Origin of the sequence: Streptomyces aquilus, from assembly GCF_003955715.1 — a bacterium.
Lineage (GTDB): Bacteria > Actinomycetota > Actinomycetes > Streptomycetales > Streptomycetaceae > Streptomyces > Streptomyces aquilus.
On record NZ_CP034463.1, the window covers coordinates 4,152,310 to 4,176,288 of the forward strand.

Here is a 23,979-nt window from a genome sequence, read left to right on the forward strand (position 1 = left end):
GGTCCCCACCTGTTCTGGCCGACCAGTCGAAGTCACTCCGAATGCGTAGCCGCGAACATCCGCAGTACCGCCGGCAGCACCACCACCGAAGGCCCGGGCTCGGACAGCGCCTTCGTCAGGTCCGTCTCCAGCGTCTCCGCCGACGTCCGCACCCCCGGCACCCCGAACGACTCCGCCAGCGCCACATAGTCCGGCCGCGTCAGTTCCGTCGCCGTGGCCTCGCCGAACGCGTCCGTCATGTACTCGCGCAGGATGCCGTAACCGCCGTCGTCGACGATCAGCCACGTCACGTTCAGGTCGTACTGGCGAGCGGTCGCCAGCTCGGCGATCGAGTACAGCGCACCCCCGTCCCCCGACACCGCCAGCACCGGCCGCGAACCGTCGGCCACCGCCGCGCCCAGCGCCGCCGGGAAGCCGTAGCCGAGGCCGCCCGCGCCCTGGGCGGAGTGGAGGAGGTTGGGGCCCTTGGCGTCGAAGGCGGACCAGGCCCAGTAGGCCAGGATCGTCATGTCCCAGAAGGACGGGGAGTCAGCGGGGAGGGCACGGCGTACCGACGCCAACACGTCCTGTTCCAGGGTGAGTTCCTGGGCGGCGATGCGGTCCGCGACGCGGGTCAGGACCTCACGGACCCGTTCCGGCGCGGTCTCGTCCGTCCTCGGGGACACCGTCTCCAGCAGCGCCTGCAACGCCAGCCGCGCGTCCGCGTGGATGCCCAGCGCCGGGTGGTTGGACTCCAGCTTGCCGAGGTCCGCCTCGATCTGGATCACCCGGCCACGCGGCTTGAACGTGTGGTAGTTCGACGACAGTTCGCCGAGGCCCGAGCCGACCACCAGCAGTACGTCCGCCTCCTCCAGGAAGTCCGTGACGTACCGGTCCTCGATCCAGGACTGGAGGGACAGGGGGTGGGTCCAGGGGAACGCCCCCTTGCCGCCCGGCGTCGTCACCACCGGGGCCTGCACCAGCTCCGCCAGCTGCCGCAGCTTCCCGCTCGCGTCCGACCGTACGACTCCCCCGCCCGCGATGATCGCCGGGCGGGCCGCCTTCGACAGCAGGTCCGCCGCCACCGCCGTCAGTTCGACGCGCGGCGGCAGTTCCTCCGGGAACGCGTCGCCGCCCGTCACCACCGGGATCGACGTCTCGGCCAGCAGCACGTCCTGCGGGATCTCCACCCACACCGGACCGTGCGGGGCCGTCAGGGCCGACTTCCAGGCCGCCTCGATCGCGGACGGGATCTGGGACTGGGTGCGCACGGTGTGGACCGACTTCACCACGCCCCGGAAGGACGCGGACTGGTCCGGGAGTTCGTGGAGGTAGCCGTGGCGGCCGCCGCCGAGGCCGGCGGAAGGGATCTGGCTGCTGATCGCGAGGACCGGGGCCGAGGCCGCCGCCGCCTCCTGGAGCGCGGCGAGCGACGTCAGCGCGCCCGGGCCCGTCGACAGCAGCAGCGGGGCCGCCTCGCCCGTGATCCGGCCGTACGCGTCCGCCGCGAACCCGGCGTTGTTCTCCACGCGCAGGCCCACATAGCGCAGATCGCTGCGCCGCAGCGCGTCGAACATGCCGAGCGCGTGCTGGCCCGGCAGGCCGAAGACCGTCGTCGTGCCGAGCGCGGCCAGGGTCTCCACGACCAGGTCTCCGCCGTTCCGGCCGGCGGGCGGGTTCAGGGCGGCGGCGGTCTGGGCCTCCGTGGGGCGGAGCACCAGGTCGTGGTCGTGGGTCACTTCGCTGCCTTCTCCTGGGCGATCTGACGGGACATGATCGTGGTGAGTTCGTACGCCGTGTGGGACGCGGCCACCGACGTGATCTCCGCGTGATCGTACGCGGGGGCCACCTCGACGACGTCGGCCGAGACCAGGTTGCAGGAGGCCAGGCCGCGCAGGATCTCCAGGAGTTCCCTGGACGTCATGCCGCCCGCCTCGGGCGTGCCCGTGCCGGGGGCGTGGGCCGGGTCCAGGCAGTCGATGTCGATGGAGATGTAGAGGGGGCGGTCGCCGATGCGCTGGCGCAGCTGGTCGGCGACCTCGTCGGCGCCGCGGCGGTAGATGTCCGCCGAGGTGACGATGCCGAAGCCCATCTTCTCGTCGTCGGTGAGGTCCTGCTTGCCGTAGAGCGGGCCGCGCGTGCCGACGTGGGAGAGGGCGGACGTGTCGAGGATGCCTTCCTCGACCGCGCGCCGGAACGGCGTGCCGTGCGTGTACTCGGCGCCGAAGTAGGTGTCCCAGGTGTCGAGGTGGGCGTCGAAGTGCAGCAGGGCGACCGGGCCGTGCTTCTTGGCGACCGAGCGCAGCAGCGGCAGCGCGATGGTGTGGTCGCCGCCGAGGGTCATCAGGCGGGCGCCGGTGCCGAGCAGGTCGTCGGCCGCGGCCTCGATCGTCTCGACGGCCTCGTTGATGTTGAACGGGTTCACCGCGATGTCCCCGCCGTCCGCGACCTGCGCGAGCGCGAACGGGGAGGCGTCCTGCGCCGGGTTGTAGGGGCGCAGGAGCCGGGACGCCTCACGGATCGCGTTGCCGCCGAAGCGGGCGCCCGGCCGGTACGAGACGCCCGAGTCGAACGGCACGCCCACCACGGCGACGTCGGCGCGGCCGACCTCGTCGAGGCGGGGCAGCCGGGCGAAGGTCGCGGGGCCGGCGTACCGCGGGATGCGGGAGGAGTCGACGGGGCCGCGGGGCGTCTCGTTGCTGCTCATGAGGTAATGCCTTCTTTCCTACGCTTCATCGCGTATATGCGGAATGTGTTGTCGACTCTACTGGGGAGCCGGGACGGGTTCGGACACGAGTTCGGGGGCGCCCCGGCCGGCCAGCCGCTCGCGCCAGGCCGTGAGGACCGCCTCGTCGGTCGCGGGGGTCGCCAGGGACACCGCCACATAGGCGGCGAGGGAGAGCAGCAGGCCGTAGTAGACGGGCTCGTTGGCGAGGATGCCGTAGCCCGCCATCAGGCCGATGACCGCGAGGCCGCCGACGATCACGGAGGCGAGCGCGCCGTGGACGGTGCCGCGCTTCCACAGCAGACCGCCGAGGATCGGGACGAGGAGTCCGCCGACGAGCAGGTTGTACGCCACCGTCAGCGCCTCGACTACGTTGTTGAGGGCGATCGCCGTGCCGATGACACCGACGCCCATGATGAGGATGAAGGCGCGGTTGCCCGCCACCTCGTCGCGCTCGCCGCCGGTGACCTTGCCCCGCAGGCGCGACCAGATGTCGTTGTTGGCGACGGTGGCGCAGGCGATCAGCGCGCCGGAGGACGTCGACATCACGGCGGCGAGCGCGGCGGCCAGCACCAAGCCCCTCACGCCGACCGGGAGTTCGTCCTTGACGATGGTGGCGAAGGCGTCGTCGGCGCTGCCCAGCTTGGGATAGAGGACCTTGGCCGCCGTGCCGATGACGGCGCCGGCGAGGGCGTACACGAGGCAGTAGGTGCCCGCGACCGTGCCACCCCACTTGGCCGTCGTGTCGCTGCGGGCGGTGAAGACGCGCTGCCAGATGTCCTGACCGATGAGCATGCCGAACGTATAGATCAGGACGTAGGTGAAGATCGTCTCGCCGCCGATGCCGAGCGGGTCGAAGTACGAGGTCGGCAGCTGGTCCCTCATCTCGCCGAAGCCGCCCGCCTTGACGACGGCGATCGGGAGCAGCAGGAGCAGGACGCCGACCGTCTTCACCACGAACTGGACCATGTCGGTGAGGGTGATCGACCACATGCCGCCGAGCGTCGAGTACGCGACGACGATCGAGCCGCCGAGGACGATCGCGACGGTCCGGTTCATGTCGAAGAGGACGTCGAAGATCGTGGCGTAGGCGATGGTGGAGGTCACCGCGAGCATGAGGGTGTACGCCCACATGACGACGCCGGAGATGACGCCGGCCCGGCCGCCGTAGCGGAGGTCCAGCATCTCGGAGACGGTGTAGACCTTCAGGCGGGCGATGCGGGCCGAGAAGAAGACGCTCAGCGCCAGCAGACCGAGGCCGATGGTGAAGACCATCCACGCGCCGGACAGCCCGTACTGGTAGCCGAGGCCGACGCCGCCGATCGTGGACGCGCCGCCGAGGACGATGGCGGCCATGGTGCCGGAGTACATGGCGGGGCCCAGACGACGGCCCGCGACCAGGAACTCGCTCTTGGACCTGGCGCGGCGCATGCCCCACCAGCCCATGGCCAGCATGCCGAGCAGATAGACGACGATGACTGTGTAGTCGATGGCCATGGAGGGCCTCCTTCGCTCACGGTGTCGGTGTCGCCGGCGGGTGACGAGCACCGACAGTAGGTGGCTGGAAAGCGGCTGCGAAGTGTACGTTTCATCCATCGAGGCCGTTCGGAGTGAAGGAAACGCACACCATGCCGGACCCGGCCGTCCCGCCCACCCCACCCGTCCCGCTGGCCGCGCTGCTGGCCCGCGAGGACCTCGCGCTGCGGCAGATCGCGGGCCCCGTGGACCCCGCCGCCGTCATCCACTGGGCGCACACCTCGGAGATGGCCGACCCGTACCCGTATCTGCTGGGCGGCGAGCTGCTGCTGACGGCGGGCGTGCACGTGCCGGAGGCGGCGGGGTCGGGGGCGTACTTCGACGACTACGTGTCCCGGATCGTCGCGGCGGGCGGGGCGGCGCTCGGGTTCGGTGTGGCGCCCGTGCACGACACGGTCCCGCGCGCCCTGGTGGAGGCCTGCGACGCGTACGAGCTCCCGCTCATCGAGGTCCCGCCGCAGACCACGTTCTCCGGGGTGGCCCGCGCGGTCTGGCAGCTCATGGCCCAGGCCCGCCTCGCCGAACTGCGCCGGGTGACGGAGGCCCAGCAGAGCCTCGCCGCCGCCGCGTCCCGCCCGGACCCGGTGCCGTCCGTGCTGCGGCAACTGGCCCAGCGGCTCGCCGGGCGGGCGGTGCTGTACGGGCCGGAGGGGACGGAGATCGCGAGCGCGGGGCGCGTGGTGCAGGACGCCGCCGGGGCCGCGCTGGCCGAGCTCGCCCAGGTCGTCCGCCCCTCCGGCCCCGGCACCCCCACCTCCGCCACCCACAGCACCGCCGGCACCCATCTCGCCGCCTACGCCCTCGGCGCCGGTCAGGGCTTCGTCCTCGGGGTGGCCGCTCCGGCCCGTGAGCCCGGCGACCACACCATCGCCTCGGTCGCCGCCGTCCTGCTCTCGCTCCTCACCGGCGAGCATCAGAGCGGCGCGGGAGCGGCCCGGTCCTCGGCGCTGGTACGGCTGCTGCTGGGCGCCTCGCCGGAGGAGGTCGCGGTGCTGCTGGGGGCCGGGAGGTGGGTCGTGGTGCACGCCCGCCCCGATGCGCAGACGCCGGACGCCGTGGCGGCCTCGGCGCTCGGTGCCGCGCTCGGGTCGTCGTTGGTCGACCTCGCGAAGGACGTCGTACGGGTGCTCGTGCCCGCCGAGCGGGAGCCGGCCTCGCCGCAGCCCGGCTGGACCCTGGGCGTGAGCGCCGCCGTGGAACCGCGTGACTGGGTCGCCGCCGACACCCAGGCCGCCCGTGCCCTGGCCCGCGCCCGGGCCACCCGCGCCGCCCTCGTCCGGCATGACAGCCGCCCGCGCCTGGCCGCCCTGGTCGCGCCCGACGCCGCCGAGGCGCACTCCCGCGCCCTCCTCGCGCCGATCGCCGGCTCCCCCGCCCTGCTCGACACCCTGCGCACCTGGCTGTCCCTGCACGGCAGTTGGGACCGGACGGCGGTCGCCCTGGCCGTGCACCGCAACACCGTGCGGCAGCGGGTCGCCAAGTGCGCGGCGCTGCTCGACGCCGACCTCGACGACCCCGACGTACGCATGGAGTTGTGGTTCGCCCTGCGTGAGTGACCCGTGTCCCAGCGTCCGGGACACCCCGCACGCGCACAGTCGCCTGCCTCACAATGGACCCCATGCCGATACCCGGGACTCCCAGCCGCGCCGAGCTCGTCGACCACCTCGTACGGACCCGCATCGCGGGCGACGTCGCGACGCCCCGAGAGAACAACCTCTCCCACTACCGTCAGCTCGCGAACGGCAACCGCCACTACTGGCTCGGCCTGGAGCTCGGCGACCGCTGGAGCGACGAGCAGGACGTGCTCGCGGTGATGGCGGAGCGGGTGGGTGTCAACGACGATCCCGAGTACCGGTACGGCCAGGACACCATCGACCCCGAGCTGACGGTCGACGGGCTCGAGCGGATGGCGGCGCGGCTGCGGAAGGCGGCGGAGGGGCAGCAGCGGGTGCTGTTCGCCACCGGTCACCCGGGCGGGCTCCTGGAGGTCCACCACTCCACGGCCGCCGCGCTGCGGGCCGCCGGCTGCGAGATCGTCGTCATCCCGGAGGGGCTCCAGACGGAGGAGGGGTACGTCATGCAGTTCGCGGACGTGGCCGTCCTGGAGCACGGCGCCACGCTGTGGCACACCCACTCCGGCGATCCGATGAAGGCCATCCTGACGGGACTTGAGCGCGAGGGGCGTCCGCTGCCGGACCTGGTCGTCGCAGACCACGGGTGGGCGGGGTACGCCGGGCAGCACGGCGTGGACTCCGTCGGGTACGCCGACTGCAACGACCCCGCCCTCTTCGTCGGCGAGGCGGAGGGCACCGTCCAGGTGACGGTCCCCCTCGACGACCACGTCGTCAGCCCGCGCCACTACGACCCGATGACGGCGTATCTGCTGGCGGAGGCGGGACTCCTCCCGTAGCCCCCTACACCTCTACGGCCAGGGGTTCAGCCCCTCCGTCCGCTGCTGCGCGTGTCCCGGCGTCGGGTCCAGGTACACCCTGGTCACGCCGGGGAACGCGGCCCGCAGCCGCAGTTCGGCCTGTTCGCAGGCCCACTCGATCTGCGCCGCCGTCGACACGTCCCGGAAGTCGACCTTGGCGGCGACCAGCGCCTCCCGCGGCCCCTGGACCAGCGTCGTCAGCTCCAGTACGGCCTCGATGTGCTCCACCGCCACCAGCTCGGCCCTGATCCGCTCCCGCATGGGCTTGGGCAGCGGGCGGCCGATCAGCAGCTCGGCGTTGGACCGCCCGAGCACCCACGCCACGCACAGCAGCAACAGCCCGATGAGCAGCGAGGCGACCCCGTCCCACACGCCCGAGCCGGTGAGCTGCCCGCCGAGCAGCCCGCCCGCGGCGAGCACCAGGCCGATCAGCGCGGCCGAGTCCTCCAGGACGACGGCCTTCACGGCGGTGTCGGGGGTGTTCCGGAGGTAGAGCCTGAACGGCGCCCGGAAGCGGGCCGCCTCGCCGCGCGCCTGCTTCAGTCCCGTCCGCAGCGAGTAGCCCTCCAGGAGGAAGGCGACGCCGAGGACGATGTAGGAGACGAGCGGGTCGCCGAGTTCCTCGCCTTCGACGAGGGTGTGGATGCCGTCGTAGAGGGAGAAGACCGCGCCGCCGACGAAGGTCGCGACGGCGGCCAGCATCGCCCAGATGTAGCGCTCGGGGCCGTAGCCGAGCGGATGGTCCTCGTCGGCGGGCTTCTCGCTGCGCTTCAGGGCGGTGAGCAGGAGCACCTCGGTGACGGTGTCGGCGACCGAGTGCGCGGCCTCGGAGAGCATCGCGCTGGAGCCGCTGATGACACCGGCGACCGCCTTGGCGAGGGCGATGCCGAGGTTGGCGACGGCGGCCACGATCACCGTGAAGGTGCTCTCGCCGCCGCCCTGTTCCGCTGTTTCCGCTTCCGTCATGCCCCTCAGTGTTGCCGAGGAGCCCGGACCACGCCTTCCTGGATCACCGAGATGGCGAGCTGCCCGTCCTGCGTGTAGATGCGCGCCTGGCCGAGCCCGCGGCCGCCGTGCGCGGACGGCGACTCCTGGTCGTACAGGAGCCATTCGTCGGCGCGGAAGGGCCGGTGGAACCACATCGCGTGGTCGAGGGAGGCGCCGACGACGTCCCCGGTCGCCCAGCCGCCGCGGCCGTGCGCGAGCAGGATCGAGTCGAGGAGGGTCATGTCGGAGACGTAGGTGGCGAGGACGACGTGCAGGAGGGGGTCGTCGGAGAGCTTGCCGTTGGTGCGGAACCAGACCTGCGAGTGCGGCTCGCGCGGCTCGCCGAACCTCCCGTACGGCGGCTCGTCGACGTAGCGCAGGTCGATCGCCTCGCGGGCCTCCAGGAACTTCTCGATGACGTCCGGCGCGATGTGGTCGTAGCCGCGCAGCCGCTCCTGCGAGGTGGGGAGCGTGGCGGGGTCGGGGGCGGCCGGCATGGGGGCCTGGTGGTCGAAGCCTTCCTCGTGCTTCTGGAAGGACGCCGACAGGGCGAAGATCGGCTGGCCGTGCTGGACGGCGACGACCCGGCGGGCGGTGAAGGAGCGGCCGTCGTTCATGCGCTCGACCGTGTAGACGATCGGCGCGCCCGGGTCCCCGGCGCGCAGGAAGTACGCGTGCAGGGAGTGGGCGAGACGGTCCTCGGGGACCGTGCGCCCGGCGGCGACGAGCGCCTGGGCCGCGACCTGACCGCCGAACACGCGCGGGACGATGGCGGGCCGGGACTGGCCGCGGAAGATGTTCTCCTCGATCTGCTCCAGGTCGAGCAGATCGAGGAGACCCTGTAGTGCCTGACTCATGCAGTCATTTCTACTGGTCAGCGATTGCGGGGACCTTACAGGCCCATGTCCTTGGCGATGATCGTCTTCATGATCTCGTTCGTGCCGCCGTAGATCCGGTTGACGCGGTTGTCCGCGTACAGGCGGGCGATCGGGTACTCGTTCATGAAGCCGTAGCCGCCGTGCAGCTGGAGGCAGCGGTCGATGACGCGGTGCGCGACCTCGGTGCAGAACAGCTTCGCGGAGGCGGCCTCGGCCGGGGTCAGCTCGCCCGCGTCCAGCGCCTCGGTGGCGCGGTCGGCGACCGCCTCGGCGGCGTCGACCTCGGCCTTGCAGGCGGCCAGCTCGAACTTGGTGTTCTGGAAGGTGGCGACGGGCTTGCCGAAGACCGTGCGGTCCGTGACGTACTGCTGGGCGAACCGGACGGCGGCCTTGGCCTGGGCGTAGGCGCCGAAGGCGATGCCCCAGCGCTCGGACGCCAGGTTGTGGCCGAGGTAGTAGAAGCCCTTGTTCTCCTCGCCGAGCAGGTCCTCGACCGGAACCTTCACGTCGACGAACGCCAGCTCGGCGGTGTCGGAGGTGCGCAGACCGAGCTTGTCCAGCTTCCGCCCGATGGAGTAGCCCTCGGCCTTGGTGTCGACGGCGAAGAGGGAGATGCCGTGGCGGCGGTCCTCGGGGGTGGAGGAGGCGGTACGGGCGGCCACGATCACGCGGTCGGCGTGGACGCCGCCGGTGATGAAGGTCTTGGCGCCGTTGAGGACGTAGTGCGTGCCGTCCTCGCTCAGCTTGGCGGTGGTCTTCATGCCCGCGAGGTCGGAACCGGTGCCCGGCTCGGTCATCGCCAGCGCCCACATCTCCTCGGCGGAGACGAACTTGGGCAGGTAGCGCTTCTTCTGCTCGTCGGTGGCGAGCATCTTGATGTACGGCAGGGCGAGCAGCACGTGCACACCGGAGCCGCCGAAGTGGACGCCCGCGCGGGCGGTCTCCTCGTACATCACGGCCTCGAACTTGTACGAGTCGATGCCGGCGCCGCCGAACTCCTCCGGCACGTTGATGCCGAACAGGCCCAGCTCGGCGAGCTTGTAGTAGAACTCGCGCGGCGCCTGACCGGCCGCGAACCACTCGTCGTAGACGGGGACGACCTCGGCCTCGATGAAGGCCCGGAGGGTCTCCCGGAACGCCTCGTGATCCTCGTTGAACACCGTACGGCGCACCGCCGCCACCTCCACCTGGCTCAGGGTCGCTTGTCTAAGCGCTTGCTCAGAAGACAAAGGTACCGGCCGGTAGGGAGGGCCGTCCAGGGGAACCCGTCCGTAACGCTCGTCACTCCCCCGCGGCTCCGAACGCCCCCCGGGCCATCCGGTGCAGCAGCCCCGCCGTGACCGCGCGGCCCGGCAGGGCCCCGGGGCGGCCCAGGTGCGGGGTCGAGTTCAGCAGGCCGAAGACCGAGTGGACGGCGGACCGGGCGGCGGGTTCCGCGAGGGCCGGGTACACCTCGCGGACGACCTCCACCCACAGCTCGACGTACTGCCGCTGAAGCTGGCGGACCAGCTTGCGGTCGCTGTCGCGGAGGCGGTCCAGCTCGCGGTCGTGCAAGGTGATCAAAGGCCGGTCGTCCAGGGCGAAGTCGATGTGGCCCTCGATGAGGGAGTCGAGGACGTCCGCCGCCGAGGAACCGTCCGCCTCGGCCAGCCGCCGCCTCGCGCCCCGCAGCAGCTGTTCGCTGATCCCCACCAGCAGCTCCGCCAGCATCGCGTCCTTGCCCGCGAAGTGCCGGTAGAGGCCGGGGCCGCTGATGCCGACGGCGGCCCCTATCTCGTCCACGCCGACGCCGTGGAAGCCGCGCTCGGCGAAGAGTCGAGCGGCCTCCTTGAGGATCTGCTCGCGGCGGGTGGGGGCGTCGGTTCTGGTGGCCATGAAAGCAATTCTAGACAGGGAGGTTAGCGGTCGTTAACCTGAAGGAAATGGTTAACGCTCATTAACAGTCGACCACTGGGTGAGGGGACCGCAGGATGCACGAGGCACCGGAGCTGACGAGCGCGGCAGACCCCGCGTCGGAGGCCTGGAGGGCCAACGAGGAGGCGCACCTCGCGCTCGTCGGGGAGCTGCGCGGCAAGCTGGCCGCCGCCCGCCTGGGCGGGGGTGAGAAGGCGCGTGCCCGGCACACCGCGCGCGGCAAGCTGCTGCCGCGCGACCGGGTGGACACGCTCCTCGACCCGGGTTCGCCGTTCCTGGAGCTGGCCCCCCTCGCCGCCGACGGGCTCTACGACGGCCAGGCCCCGGCCGCCGGCGTGATCGCCGGGATCGGGCGGGTCAGCGGGCGCGAGTGCGTGATCGTCGCCAACGACGCGACCGTCAAGGGCGGCACGTACTACCCGATGACGGTGAAGAAGCACCTGCGCGCCCAGGAAGTCGCCCTGGAGAACCGCCTGCCCTGTCTGTACCTGGTGGACTCCGGCGGCGCCTTCCTGCCGATGCAGGACGAGGTCTTCCCGGACCGCGAGCACTTCGGGCGGATCTTCTACAACCAGGCCCGGATGTCCGGCGCCGGCATCCCGCAGATCGCCGCCGTCCTCGGCTCCTGCACGGCCGGTGGCGCGTACGTCCCCGCGATGAGCGACGAGGCCGTGATCGTCCGCAACCAGGGCACGATCTTCCTGGGCGGCCCGCCCCTGGTGAAGGCCGCCACCGGCGAGGTCGTCACGGCCGAGGAGCTGGGCGGCGGTGAGGTCCACGCGCGCGTGTCCGGGGTGACCGACCACCTCGCGGAGGACGACGCGCACGCGCTGCGGATCGTGCGGAACATCGTCGCCACGCTCCCCGCGCGCGGGACGCTCCCGTGGTCCGTCGAGCCGGCCGTCGAGCCGAAGGTCGACCCGTACGGCCTCTACGGCGCCGTCCCGGTCGACTCCCGCACCCCCTACGACGTCCGCGAGGTCATCGCGCGCGTGGTCGACGGCTCCCGCTTCGCGGAGTTCAAGTCCGAGTTCGGGCAGACCCTGGTCACCGGCTTCGCCCGCATCCACGGCCACCCGGTCGGCATCGTCGCCAACAACGGCATCCTGTTCTCCGAGTCCGCCCAGAAGGGCGCCCACTTCATCGAGCTGTGCGACCAGCGCGGCATCCCGCTGGTGTTCCTGCAGAACATCTCCGGGTTCATGGTGGGGCGTTCGTACGAGGCCGGTGGCATCGCCAAGCACGGCGCCAAGATGGTCACGGCCGTCGCCTGCACACGCGTACCGAAGCTGACGGTCGTGGTCGGCGGCTCGTACGGCGCGGGCAACTACTCCATGTGCGGCCGGGCCTACTCGCCCCGCTTCCTGTGGATGTGGCCCAACGCCAAGATCTCCGTCATGGGCGGCGAGCAGGCCGCCTCGGTCCTCGCTACCGTCAAGCGGGACCAGTTGGAGGCCCGGGGCGAGGACTGGCCCGCGGAGGCCGAGGAGGCCTTCAAGGACCCGATCCGTGCGCAGTACGACCGCCAGGGGAATGCCTACTACGCGACGGCCCGCCTGTGGGACGACGGGGTCATCGACCCCCTGGAGACCCGCCAGGTGCTGGGCCTGGCCCTGACCGCCTGTGCGAACGCCCCGCTGGGTGACCCCCAGTTCGGCGTCTTCCGGATGTGATGAGGGGTTTTACGAGGATGTTCGACACGGTACTTGTGGCCAACCGGGGCGAGATCGCCGTCCGCGTCATCCGGACCCTGCGCGCCCTGGGCGTGCGCTCGGTGGCCGTCTTCTCCGACGCCGACGCGGACGCCCGGCACGTCCGGGAGGCCGACACGGCGGTACGACTGGGCCCGGCGCCGGCCGCCGAGAGCTATCTGTCGGTGGAGCGGCTGCTGGAGGCGGCCGCCCGCAGCGGCGCCCAGGCCGTCCACCCCGGCTACGGTTTCCTCGCCGAGAACGCCGCCTTCGCGCGCGCGTGCGCCGACGCCGGGCTGGTCTTCATCGGCCCGCCCGCGGACGCCATCTCCCTGATGGGCGACAAGATCCGCGCCAAGGAGACGGTGGCCGCGGCAGGGGTGCCGGTGGTGCCGGGCGGCCGGGACCCGGAACTGGCCTCCGCCGCTCTGGAACTGGGTGCCCCGGTCCTGCTGAAGCCCTCCGCCGGCGGCGGCGGCAAGGGCATGCGTCTGGTGCGGGACCTGTCGGTGCTGGACGACGAGATCGCCGCCGCCCGCCGCGAGGCCCGCGCCTCCTTCGGCGACGACACGCTCCTGGTGGAGCGGTGGATCGACCGCCCCCGGCACATCGAGATCCAGGTCCTGGCGGACGGCCACGGCAACGTCGTCCACCTGGGCGAGCGCGAGTGCTCCCTCCAGCGCCGCCACCAGAAGATCATCGAGGAGGCCCCGTCGGTCCTCCTGGACGAGGCCACGCGCGCGGCGATGGGCGAGGCGGCGGTCCAGGCGGCGCGCTCGTGCGGCTACCGGGGCGCGGGCACGGTGGAGTTCATCGTCCCCGGCGGCGACCCCGCCTCGTACTACTTCATGGAGATGAACACCCGCCTCCAGGTGGAGCACCCGGTCACCGAGCTCATCACCGGCCTGGACCTGGTGGAGTGGCAGCTGCGGGTGGCGGCGGGCGAGCGGCTGGCCTTCGGGCAGGAGGACGTACGCCTCACCGGCCACGCGATCGAGGCGCGCGTCTGCGCGGAGGACCCGGCCCGCGGCTTCCTCCCCTCCGGCGGCACGGTCCTGCGGCTCCACGAGCCGCAGGGCGACGGCGTCCGCACCGACTCCGGCCTCCTGGAGGGCTCCGAGGTCGGCAGCCTGTACGACCCGATGCTGTCCAAGGTCATCGCGTACGGCCCCGACCGCGCGACGGCCCTGCGCAAGCTCCGCGCCGCTCTCGCGGACACGGTCACGCTGGGCGTACAGACCAACGCGGGGTTCCTGCGGCGGCTGCTGGCCCATCCGGATGTGGTCGCGGGGCGGCTGGACACGGGGCTGGTCGAACGCGAAGTGGACGGGCTCGTGGGCGACGAGGTGCCCGCGGAGGTGTACGCGGCGGCTGCGCTGCTCCGTCAGGCGGCACTCGCGCCGGCCGCGGACACCGGGTGGGCCGACCCGTTCGCCGCGGCGGACGGCTGGCGGCTGGGCGGCGAGCGGGCCTGGACGGCACACCCTCTGCACGTGCCGGGCCACGAGCCGGTGACGGTGCGCGTGCGCAGCACGCCGGACGGCGGGACCGAAGTGCTCGTGGGCTCCGCGGAGGCGGCTCTGCGCGGGACCGCGGCCGTCGCCTCGGCGGGCCGTTTCACCTGCCTCCTCGACGGCGTCGCGCACACCTTCGCTGCCCTGCCGGACGGCACCTGGCTGGGCCGCGACGGCGACGTGTGGCACGTCCGGGACCACGACCCGGTGGCGGCGTCCCTGTCCGGCGCGGCCCACGCGGGCGCCGACTCGCTCACCGCGCCGATGCCGGGGACGGTGACGGTGGTGAAGGTCGCCGTGGGAGACGAAGTGACGGCCGGACAGAGCCTGTTGGTGGTGGAGGCGATGAAGATGGAGCACGTCGTCTCCGCCCCGCACGCGGGCACGGTCGCCGAACTGGACGTCAAGCCGGGCGCGACGGTCGCGATGGACCAGGTGCTGGCCGTCATCACCCCCGTGGAGGACGAGACATGACACTCCCCATGGTCGTACCGCAGGAAGGCCTGCCGTCGCGGGTCCGCATCCACGAGGTCGGCGCGCGCGACGGCCTCCAGAACGAGAAGGCGACCGTCCCGACCGAGGTCAAGGCGGAGTTCATCCACCGCCTGGCCGACGCGGGCCTGACGACGATCGAGGCGACGAGCTTCGTCCACCCCAAGTGGGTGCCCCAACTGGCGGACGCGGAGCAGCTGTTCCCGCGGCTGGCCGACGTGAAGGCGGACCTTCCGGTACTGGTGCCGAACGAACGCGGTCTGGAGCGCGCCCTGGCGCTGGGCGCGACCCGGGTGGCGGTCTTCGCCAGCGCCAGCGAGTCGTTCGCGAAGGCCAACCTCAACCGCACGCTGGACGAGGCGCTGGCCATGTTCGAGCCGACGGTGGCGCGCGCAAAGGAAGCGGGCGTGCACGTCCGCGGCTACCTCTCCATGTGCTTCGGCGACCCGTGGGAGGGCCCGGTCCCGGTGCCGCAGGTCGTCCAGGTCTGCCGGGCGCTGCTCGACATGGGCTGCGACGAGCTGAGCCTGGGCGACACGATCGGCGTGGCGACCGCAGGCCATGTGAGGGCACTCCTGACCGCCCTGAACGAGGCCGGGATCCCCACGCAGGCGCTGGGCGTGCACTTCCACGACACGTACGGCCAGGCGCTCGCCAACACCTACGCGGCGCTACAGCACGGCGTCACCACGGTCGACTCCTCCGCGGGCGGCCTCGGCGGCTGCCCGTTCGCCAAGTCGGCCACCGGCAACCTCGCCACCGAAGACCTCGTGTGGATGCTGCAAGGCCTCGGCATCGACACCGGGGTCGACCTCGACCGTCTAGTCGCCACGAGCGAGTGGATGGCCGACCACCTGGGCCGACCCAGCCCGTCCCGCACCGTTCGAGCCCTGTCCCACAAGGAGCAGTGACCCGCGATGGACCACCGACTCTCCCCCGAACTCGAAGAACTCCGCCGCACGGTGGAGGAGTTCGCGCACGAGGTAGTCGCCCCCAAGATCGCCGACTACTACGAACACCACGAGTTCCCCTACGAGATCGTCCGTGAGATGGGCCGCATGGGCCTGTTCGGCCTGCCGTTCCCCGAGGAGTACGGCGGCATGGGCGGCGACTACCTGGCGCTGGGCGTGGCGCTGGAGGAGCTGGCGAGGGTCGACTCGTCGGTGGCGATCACGCTGGAGGCCGGGGTCTCCCTGGGCGCGATGCCCCTGCATCTCTACGGCACGGAGGCGCAGAAGCAGGAGTGGCTCCCGCGCCTGTGCTCGGGCGAACTCCTGGGCGCGTTCGGCCTGACGGAACCGGACGGCGGCAGCGACGCGGGCGCGACGCGCACGACGGCGACGCTGGACGCGTCCACGAACGAGTGGGTGATCAACGGCACGAAGTGCTTCATCACCAACTCGGGTACGGACATCACGGGCTTGGTGACGGTGACGGCGGTGACGGGCCGCAAGCCCGACGGCAAGCCCCTGATCTCCTCGATCATCGTCCCCTCCGGCACCCCGGGCTTCACGGTGGCGCCCCCGTACTCGAAGGTGGGCTGGAACGCGTCGGACACAAGGGAGTTGTCCTTCACCGACGTCCGCGTCCCGGCGGCGAACCTGCTCGGCGAGGAGGGCCGCGGCTACGCCCAGTTCCTGCGCATCCTGGACGAGGGCCGCATCGCGATCGCGGCGCTCTCCACGGGCCTGGCGCAAGGCTGCGTGGACGAGTCGGTGAAGTACGCGAAGGAACGCCATGCCTTCGGCAAGCCGATCGGCGCGAACCAGGCCATCCAGTTCAAGATCGCGGACATGGAGATGAAGGCCCACACCGCCCGCCTGGCGTGGCGGGACGCGGCATCGCGCCTGGTGTCAGGCGAGCCCTTCAAGAAGGAAGCGGCCCTGGCCAAGCTCTACTCGTCGACGATCGCGGTGGACAACGCCCGCGACGCGACACAGATCCACGGCGGCTACGGCTTCATGAACGAGTACCCGGTGGCCCGCATGTGGCGCGACTCCAAGATCCTGGAGATCGGGGAGGGGACGAGTGAGGTGCAGCGGATGCTGATCGCCCGGGAGTTGGGGTTGGTGGGGTGACCGCGCGCCCGCAGCGGGTACGGACTCGGCGGCCCAGCCGCCGCCGTAGAGGTTGATGACGGTGAGCATCATCCATGTGTTCCTGTGTCGGATGCTGGGCGTGAAGGTGCCGGGCAGCGGCAGGCGGCGGGCCGTCCCGCGCCAGGCCGTTCCGGCATGCCCGAGCCGCCTCGTCCGGCCGGCTGGTCGCTTCCCGTGCACCGTTCGCCTTACCGGCTGCCCGTGCGGACATCACTGACAGGGAATCGGCGGGATACGGTACGTGCCGCCACCGAGAAGCCTGCACAGGTAGTTCTCGCGGCGGCGTTGGAAGAAAGCACGCCCGCGGCCGCCAGTGACGACGGCGGAGGCGGCGACCAGACTTTCGGCTTGGGTGGGGGTGTTGCAGGAGTCGCCGCGGGCCATGCTCAATTCGCCGCCTGGCCAATAGGCGATGGGCCCGCCGAACAAAAGCCGGCGGGCCCACCGTTGGCTAGCCCAGAGCTAGCCGATCCAGCAAACTAGGGGAGCGGGTTTCCTTTCACGGCATCCTCGACCAATTCCCTGAAAAACTCGTCGACATAGCAGAGCGCGAGCGGGCTGCAGGCCGCCTGAAAAACTACGCCGTCGCTCCAGGAAATCATCCACCCCCCTTCGGGGAGTGCGCGCCGCACCCGTTCCACAGGAACCCCCTCCAGCTCTGTTTCGCTCACATCGATCTCGATGTGCCATCCGGGATTATCCGATGTGGCCATCTTGATGCCGAATTCGTGCTCCCACTCGCCGTCACAGTTGGCCGCGTACCACGCTTGCACGAAGCGCATTCCTTGATTTTCATCAGGGGCAGCCGAGGGGCTTTTCCCAGTCTTCTGGTGCACGCGCGTCACCTCCATTCGGAGAATTAATATGAGGAGTATCCACCTTCGTACCGTCTGCGTTTGTGTGGAATGGTCCCTCCAGGTCGAATCGCTTCACCAGTTCAAACGGAGCTGGGTTGCGAGGATTGGACTGAGGCGCCCACTCCGCGTACTTCTTGATCTGCCCTGTCCCGCCGTGCCGTACGAATGTAGTGTGCGGTCCCTCTGCATCGTAGTTCGGCCGCTGCCCAGGCTTGCGCCCCATGTTGTGGACCAGGACGCTGGCGTCGCCTGCCACAACATAAAACGTATGCAACTCGCTGACGGTGAGGTTGTGGACTGTCGCCATCAGGACCGTCCAGCGCTGCACTCTGGTGATCTGGACGTGGGTGCCAGAATCAGTGCTCAGCCAGTCCCCAGGTTCCAGGTCCGTGGCGTCGATCCACTTGCCCAGTTCCGGCACCCAGAAGGGATGTCCGTCAGTGGCGGTGACCGAGGCTGTCTTCGAGCCCTCCAGCCCGTCGGTGTCGACGGTGACCTTGACGAGATGCTTGAGTCCCGTGCCCTTGATCTCGGCGGCGACCGTCTCAGCCTTGGTCTCACCGGTCTCGGGATCGGTGGCGAGCACCTTGTCGCCGATGTCGACGTCTTCGATCTTCTTCGTCGAGCCGTCGGCCATCAGGACAAGCGTGCCCGGGGTAAAGCTGTTTGGGTGCTTGACCAGGCAGGCTTCCGCGGCATCCTCGGCGGCCTCCGCTGCCTTCTGGGTCTTCTTCCAGTCCTTGAAGCCCGCCCAGAGCTTCTTGCCCAGCCCGTAGATGCGCTTGCCGAGGGCGTAGGCCTTGTCGAGGCGGTACCAGTACTTCGAGGCGAGCCGGCCGAGCGGGCCGCCGCTGATGAGGGACGAGACGATGTTGACGGCGGTCGAGCCGCACGAACCCAAACTGCCGGTGGTGAAGCAGTCGAGTGCGTCGGTGATGCCCAACTCATCCGCAACGATCTGGGCCAGTTCTTTGGCTATGAGGATCGCGCGCGCCTTGGCTGCGGCCGCAGCGGCCTGGGCCTGGCGCTTCTTCACTTCGGCGGCGGAGTCGGAGCCTAGGGCCTCTTCGAGGGTGACTCCGGCCGCCTGCGCGTTGGCCGAGACCCGTACGGGTCCTGGCTCATGGCCGGGCGTGCTGTTCTCGCACTGGGGGCACGGCCGCGTCGGGCAGTCGATCTCGGCGCAGGTGCCGCTGGGGTCGTCGTTGACGACTGGGCTGTTGTTGCCGTACGCGTAGCCGTTGATCTGCTGCGGGTTGTCGTAGTTGATGACCGGGTCGGCGGAGAGGAAGCGGCCGGTGTCCGAGTCGTATTCGCGTGCCCCGAGCGTAGTCAGACCGGTGGACTCCTGGATGGTGCCACCCACGAAGCCCTTGTCGTTCACCCAGCCCGACGTCGAAGACGACGACTCGTCGCGCGCGTTGCCGAACGGATCCGACCTGCGGCGCTCTGTCGTGCCCGTCTTCGCGTCGACCGAGAGCTGCGCCGTGCCCTGGTGGTCGGAGGCCAGGAAGTGGACGCCGTCCGCCTCCCGCATCGCGACCGTCGCGCCGCCGAAGCCGTAGTAACGCGTCGTCGTCACCTTCGACGTCGACTTGTCGTAGTGCAGCTCCATGCCGGGCAGGTAGAACGTCTTCTCCGTCGGGGTGTTGCGCAGGATGCGCTCACCCGCCGCGTCGTACTTGTACGACGTGACCGAGCCGTCGGCGTTCGTGACGGTCGTCAGCTCGCCCTGCTTGTCCCAGTCCAGGGTCTGGGTGTCGCCGGACAGGACACGGGTCTTGGTGCTGCCGGACGCGTTGTAGGTGTAGGTGTCCTGGGAGGTGACCTCCGGTGTCGTGCTCGTCGCCGCCGTCTTCTCGGTCACCGACGAAACCGTGTGCGGGCCCGAGGCCGCCCCGTTCGGGCCGGAGCCCGTCTCGCCGTACTTATACGTACGGGTTGACGTCGCCGCACCGTTCAGTCCGTGCCGGACCTCACTCGTCCGGTTGTTGAGCGAGTCGTAGCCGTACTCCGTCCAGTACGGAGACGTACCACCGACCGTCGAGGACGACGCACCCGACGCACACGCCGAATCCGTGCTGCCCGTGCCCTTCGCGTCGTTGGGCGTCACCGACGACGTCCACGTCTCCGACAGCCGCTGCAGACCGTCGTACGCGAAGCACTGCACGTCACTCGCCGCACCGGTCGGGGTGTCCGTGATCGAGAGGACATTGCCGGTCGCGTCGTACGTGTAGTTCGCGTCGTACGCCTTGGCCGATCCACCCTCGACCGTCACCGACGAGTTGGTGAGGCGGTCCGTGCCGGTCTCGTAGGAGTTGGTGATCCACGTCTTGGGTGTCGAGGAGACGCCCGTGTACAGCTCGATCTGTTCCAGGTTCGAAGTCGGGGAGTACGAGGCGTCTGTCACATAACTACCGCCAGACAGAGACGTGTTGATGCCCACCGGACGCTGGAGATCGTCGTACACGAAGCCCAGCGCCTCGGCGCCCAGGTCCCCTGCCGCCGGCAGGCCCTGGCCCTGCACCGTGCCGTCGTCGTTGTACTGGGTCGTGTACTCGTACGTACCGCCGAGTTCCGGCTCCGCCGTCTTCGACAGGAAGTACTTCGTGGACACCGGCTTGTAGTCGTTGTCCGCGTCGAGCGTCGGGTAGGTCACGGACGAGTAGACCGCGCCGTCCCTGTACGTGTAGACGCCGTACAACTCGCCCTTGACGGCGGTGTCGTACTTGGTCACCGACAGCTTGGTGCCCGTCGTCGGCTCGCCCTGCCAGGTCGAGGCCGGGCGGCCCAACTCGTCGTAGACCGTGGACGTTTTGTCACCGTTGACAGTGACCGACGCCAGGCGGTCCAACTCGTCGTACGTGAACGAGGAGGAACCCGTGTCCGGGTCCTTGGCCGTGTCCTTCAGGCCCAGTTGGTTGTAGGTGTACGACCACACGTTGCCCGCGTCGTCCTTGACCGAGGTCAGCCGACCCGCGTCGTCGTAGCCGTAGGACGTGGTGACCGCGTCACCGTCCGTCGGGTACTGGATCTGGGTCGTGGTGCGGTCCCGGGCGTCCGTCACGACCGTGGTCTTCGTGCCGCCTGAGGGCGGCGTGGTCGTGACGCGGTCACCGCCGTACGCGAACGTCGTGCGGTACTTCTCCTCGCCCTGGACCTTGAAGACCGACGCCATGGCGCGGCCCGCGCCGTCGTACTCCGTGACCGTCTGCGAGTCCAGGTCGGCGTTGACCGGCTCGAAGAGCGTCGAGGCCGGCGCGCCGGTGGCGTAGTAGGTGTCGTTGACCTTCACCAGACGACCGGAGCCGTCGTAGAGGGTGTCGGCGACCATGCGACCGCCGCCCTGGCCCTCCGTCTGTTCCTGACGAGGCCGCAAGAAGCCGTCGTACAGCGACCATTCACTGCCGTACGAGGTCCCGTCGTTCTCGATCTTCTGGGTGTGAATGGCGGTCGGGGCGGTGTTACGGACCAGGTAGTCATACGTGATCGACGGGGTCAGGCCGATGCGATCCGGCAACCAGACCGAGGTCAGGCGGCCCAGGCCGTCGTAGGCCAGTTCGGTGCGCTTGCCGTTCTGGTCGACCTTCGCCTTCGGCTGACCCCACTGCGGGGCGTACTCCGTCGACGTCGTCCAGCCGAGGCGGTTGGTCGTCGTCGACTTCGTCGCCAGGCCGTAGGTGTCCGTGTACGTCGTCGAGGACGTGTACGTCGTCGACGAGGACGCCGTCTGGGCGTCCTTGACCACCAGGGGACGGCCGTAGTCGTCGTACGTGGTTACGGCGGTCGTCTGGTATGTCGCCGTCGTGCCGTTGTGCGACTGCAGGCGCTTGACCGTGGTCGGGTCGCCCTTCGTCGGAGCCGCGCCCAGGGTCGTCGAACCGTCGTAGTAGGTCAGGTCGTCGGAGATGACGTCCTTTCGGCGGTCCGGGGTGCTCGCGCAGTCGACGCCGACCTTCTCCACCCGCGACACGTACGAGTACAGGTGCAAGCTCGCGTTGTCCGCGTACTCAGTGCGCGTGCACTGGTTGTCGTCGACACCCACCTCGCCGTCGTCGTCCACCCGGAGCGGGCGGCCGGTCGCATCGTCGTACGACGTCGTCGACTTGGTGTGCCGCCAGCCGCCGACGGCGAGTGCCGTGTAGGAGTCCGTCGACGTCGTCGCGACATAGCGGGCCTTACGGGTGCCGAAGCCCTCCGTCTGGGTCGCCGTCACCGCCGTCCACGGCACCGTCACCGACTTCTGCGTCACGTCGGAGCCGTCGTAGGTGACCGTCTCCAGCTGCTGGCCGGCCTTCCAGTCGGTGTCCTCGTAGGAGGTGCCGAAGGAGTCCTTGACCGTCGCGGAGCGGGACGCACCGTTCTTGTCGACGTCGCCGTCGAGGCCCCGGAAGAAGGTCTGCTCGGTCTTGGTGTTGGAGGCGGAGTTGGTGCCGTCCGAGGTGACGGTCCGGACCGTGCCGTAGCCGCGCCAGTCGCTCCAGGTGCGGTACTCGTCCTTGGAGATGCCGTCTGCCTTGGTCTTGCGCCAGCCCGCGTCACCGACGTAGGTGTACGACGTGACCTGGTCGGCGTTGCCACCGGTCAGGTCGGTCTCGACGACCGACTCGACGACGTACTTGTGGAACCAGTCCGTGACCGGGTCCTTGGCGCCAGGCGGGTTCCACTTCACCGGGAAGCAGCGCTTGGTGGAGGAGTCCTCGGCCGGGACGTTGTCAGCGGTGCACTCGGTGGCCGCGTAGTTGACGCTGAGCGTGCCGCCGCTCTCGTTCTTCACCGCCGAGAGACGGAAGCGGTTGAACGGCTGAATGTTGTCGCCGGGCTTGTCGACACGGTTGGCCAGCTGCTTGCCGTACAGCTCAACGGTCGGCACGGACGCAGCGGTGCCGACCTTGCCCACGTGATCGATGGCGTTCAGCCAAAGGGACTTGGAGCCGTCGCCGTTGTCCGTGAAGACGTGGGACAGGCTCCACTCGTCGACCGCGGAGAACGTCGAGTCACCGGTACGGATCTGCGTGGTGATCTTCGTGAGCTTCTTGCGGGTCCAGAACGTGGGCGAGTTCTGGCCGGGGCACTTGGTGTTCGCCTTGCAGTTCTGGTCCCAGGGCACGTCCGGCCAGCGGCTGGCCGTGGCGTCGGTGAGGTCGGAGGGCTCGCAGTCGGCCGGGTCGCCGATGCAGCGCTCGGCGGTGGTGAAGACGACCCGGGCGGCCGGCTGGGTGGAGTACACCTTGCCCGCGCGCTGTCCGTAGTCGATCCGCTTGAGGTAGCCGCCGCGGATGTACGGCTTGCCGTTCTCCGTGGTCTTCAGACCCTGCGTGTAGTAGTTGGTCTCTGTGCCGTAGTAGTACGACGCCACGTTGCCGTGCGGATCGATGACGTGGTCGAGGTTCCAGCGCCAGGCCTGCGTGCAGTAGGCGTCCGCGAAGGTCGCTTTGTAGCAGGGCTCCCCGGAGTCGTCGCCGTAGACCGGCTCGGTCCAGGTGGAGTTGGTCTCCTCGTTGCCGCTCGCGTAGCCGGGCAGCCGGTTCTGGCCGAAGAAGTACTGGGTGCCGTCAGTGGTCGTGATCTTCCAGTACTCACCGTTGTCGTCGCCGTTGGTGGCGCCGGTGAGGTGCTCGACCTTCGAGTTGTTGTCGGAGCTGATCCGCCACTTGCCGGTCGAGCTGTCCTTGATGAGCTGACCCGAGGTGCCGCCGCTGAGCGAGAGGGTGGCGTTGTCGTACGCCCAGCAGTGGTCGCCGTTGGTGTCGTCGTGGCCGTCGTCGGCGCAGGCCTTGTAGCTGCGCTCGATGTAACCCGGGTCGTAGGAGAAGCCCTGACCGATCCACGAGCCCTGGTTGTTCGTCGTGGCCGTCTGGCCGTCGATCGTCTGGGAGTTGTAGCTCAGTCCGACGGACGGCTGCGTGCCGCCCGGGACCGGCGGTGTCGTGATCGGGTAGTCCCAGGTGAAGGCACCCGACGAGGTGTTCACACCCCAATCGGAGGACAGCGTCAGACCGGTCGCCTTGTAGTCGCCGCCGTCACCGCTGCTGCCGGAAGTCGCGGCGAGGACAGTGGCGGATGCGGTGGCCGTTCCGGCGGCGAGCAGCTGGGCCGAGGGGCCCGAGGTGTCACCGGCCGCCTGCACGGTCGCGGTCAGCGTCTGCTTCTCCGCGTTGTTCGCGCTCTTCAGGTACGTCGGTGTCGAGCAGGCCCTCTTCTCGGGCGTCGTCAGCACACACTCCGGGTACTGGACGAGCCGGAGCCTGGAGCCGTAGCCGGCGCCGTAGGCGTTGGCGAAGTCGGAGTAGTCCAGGCTGATTTGGGCAGCGCCTCGGGCGGCCTCGCCGTCGATGCGGGCGACGGTGAACAGGACGCCGTCGATGCCGGCGGCGGCGGTGGCCTTGCGGCCCAGCACCTCCACGCGGACGGAATCCACGCCCTTGGCAGCGGACTTCGCGGTGAGGGGCAGGCTCTCGGCCTTGGCGGCCGCCTTGCCGGACAGGTCGACCTCGGCGCTTCCGGCCTTCGGCCAGTGCGTCTCGTCGGCTTGCTTGACGGCGGCCTTCTCGGCCTCGTCGGCCTTCCTGAACTTCTTGGCCTTGACGCTCTTGCCGTCGACAGGATCGTTCGCCTGTGTCTTCGGCTTGGTCAGACCGTCCGAAGCCGTGGCCGTGGGCGGTGCGTACTGAGGGAGCAGGCCGATCGACAGGGACAGGCCCAGCAGCAGCGCGGCCCGTCTACGGCCGGTGCGCCAGGCCGGTCTGGCCGACCGGAACCAGGGGGGCGAGGACATGACATCTCCATCTGAGTAGAGGGATGGCGACAGGTGAAAGGAGGCAGCCAGATGTGTGGGCGGGCGGCCACGCTGCCGCCCGCCCACACTGTCGGGGT

General features: G+C 70.1%; 15 protein-coding genes. 6 read left to right on the plus strand and 9 right to left on the minus strand.

Annotated features, from left to right (window positions below; all coding sequences use genetic code 11):
* Positions 1-32 precede the first annotated feature (32 nt).
* The 3 genes from EJC51_RS19095 to EJC51_RS19105 are packed head-to-tail and all read right to left on the minus strand — an operon-like array spanning position 33 to position 4,201.
* On the minus strand, positions 33-1,718 hold the full coding sequence (locus EJC51_RS19095; RefSeq protein ID WP_126272196.1) for a thiamine pyrophosphate-binding protein: 1,686 nt from the start codon (positions 1,716-1,718) through the stop codon (positions 33-35).
* Positions 1,715-2,686, minus strand: coding sequence for an agmatinase (speB, locus tag EJC51_RS19100; RefSeq protein ID WP_126272197.1), 972 nt, complete (start codon positions 2,684-2,686; stop codon positions 1,715-1,717). Before speB ends, EJC51_RS19095 begins: the two co-directional genes overlap by 4 nt.
* Before the next feature lie 57 nt (positions 2,687-2,743).
* Entirely contained in the window at positions 2,744-4,201 is a 1,458-nt protein-coding gene (locus tag EJC51_RS19105; protein WP_126272198.1) for a sodium:solute symporter family protein, read from the minus strand.
* Positions 4,202-4,332: 131 nt separating this feature from the next.
* On the opposite strand from EJC51_RS19105, the gene EJC51_RS19110 reads away from it, so the two are divergent.
* Positions 4,333-5,796 (plus strand): PucR family transcriptional regulator, encoded by a 1,464-nt coding sequence (locus EJC51_RS19110; RefSeq protein WP_208870724.1) that lies wholly within the window; start codon positions 4,333-4,335, stop codon positions 5,794-5,796.
* A 62-nt stretch (positions 5,797-5,858) separates the two neighbouring features.
* The gene (locus EJC51_RS19115) at positions 5,859-6,650 is read left to right on the plus strand and encodes a phosphatase (protein ID WP_126272200.1); all 792 of its coding nucleotides are present in this window, start codon (positions 5,859-5,861) and stop codon (positions 6,648-6,650) included.
* Between the two features lie 12 nt (positions 6,651-6,662).
* Here EJC51_RS19115 and EJC51_RS19120 read toward each other — a convergent pair whose 3' ends face one another.
* The 4 genes from EJC51_RS19120 to EJC51_RS19135 form a co-directional block, all read right to left on the minus strand.
* Complete coding sequence (locus EJC51_RS19120) at positions 6,663-7,637, minus strand: cation diffusion facilitator family transporter (RefSeq protein ID WP_126272201.1); 975 nt, start codon at positions 7,635-7,637, stop codon at positions 6,663-6,665.
* Positions 7,638-7,642: 5 nt separating this feature from the next.
* Positions 7,643-8,515: an acyl-CoA thioesterase gene (locus tag EJC51_RS19125; RefSeq protein WP_126272202.1), complete on the minus strand. Its 873-nt coding sequence runs from the start codon at positions 8,513-8,515 to the stop codon at positions 7,643-7,645.
* Between the two features lie 35 nt (positions 8,516-8,550).
* Positions 8,551-9,708 (minus strand): acyl-CoA dehydrogenase family protein, encoded by a 1,158-nt coding sequence (locus EJC51_RS19130; RefSeq protein WP_059192237.1) that lies wholly within the window; start codon positions 9,706-9,708, stop codon positions 8,551-8,553.
* A gap of 109 nt (positions 9,709-9,817) precedes the next feature.
* A complete protein-coding gene (locus EJC51_RS19135; protein ID WP_126272203.1) occupies positions 9,818-10,411 on the minus strand; it encodes an SACE_7040 family transcriptional regulator in 594 nt (197 codons plus the stop codon).
* Between the two features lie 95 nt (positions 10,412-10,506).
* Between EJC51_RS19135 and EJC51_RS19140 the strand changes: the two genes are divergently transcribed.
* Genes EJC51_RS19140 through EJC51_RS19155 form a run of 4 tightly spaced genes read left to right on the plus strand, consistent with a single transcriptional unit; the run spans position 10,507 to position 16,225 of the window.
* Positions 10,507-12,123 carry a carboxyl transferase domain-containing protein gene (locus EJC51_RS19140; RefSeq protein ID WP_126272204.1) on the plus strand — a complete coding sequence of 539 codons (1,617 nt, stop codon included), beginning with the start codon at positions 10,507-10,509 and terminating at the stop codon, positions 12,121-12,123.
* Between the two features lie 17 nt (positions 12,124-12,140).
* The gene (locus EJC51_RS19145; RefSeq protein WP_126272205.1) at positions 12,141-14,129 is read left to right on the plus strand and encodes an ATP-binding protein; all 1,989 of its coding nucleotides are present in this window, start codon (positions 12,141-12,143) and stop codon (positions 14,127-14,129) included.
* Positions 14,126-15,058, plus strand: coding sequence for a hydroxymethylglutaryl-CoA lyase (locus EJC51_RS19150; protein ID WP_126272206.1), 933 nt, complete (start codon positions 14,126-14,128; stop codon positions 15,056-15,058). The genes EJC51_RS19145 and EJC51_RS19150 overlap by 4 nt, the downstream gene beginning before the upstream one ends.
* Before the next feature lie 6 nt (positions 15,059-15,064).
* On the plus strand, positions 15,065-16,225 hold the full coding sequence (locus EJC51_RS19155; protein ID WP_126272207.1) for an acyl-CoA dehydrogenase family protein: 1,161 nt from the start codon (positions 15,065-15,067) through the stop codon (positions 16,223-16,225).
* 500 nt (positions 16,226-16,725) lie between these two features.
* On the opposite strand, the gene EJC51_RS19160 is transcribed toward EJC51_RS19155, so the two are convergent.
* Positions 16,726-17,028, minus strand: a complete 303-nt coding sequence (locus tag EJC51_RS19160) for an Imm53 family immunity protein (protein ID WP_126277039.1) — start codon at positions 17,026-17,028, stop codon at positions 16,726-16,728.
* A 13-nt stretch (positions 17,029-17,041) separates the two neighbouring features.
* Positions 17,042-23,881 (minus strand): polymorphic toxin-type HINT domain-containing protein, encoded by a 6,840-nt coding sequence (locus EJC51_RS19165; RefSeq protein ID WP_126272208.1) that lies wholly within the window; start codon positions 23,879-23,881, stop codon positions 17,042-17,044.
* Between the last annotated feature and the right edge of the window lie 98 nt (positions 23,882-23,979).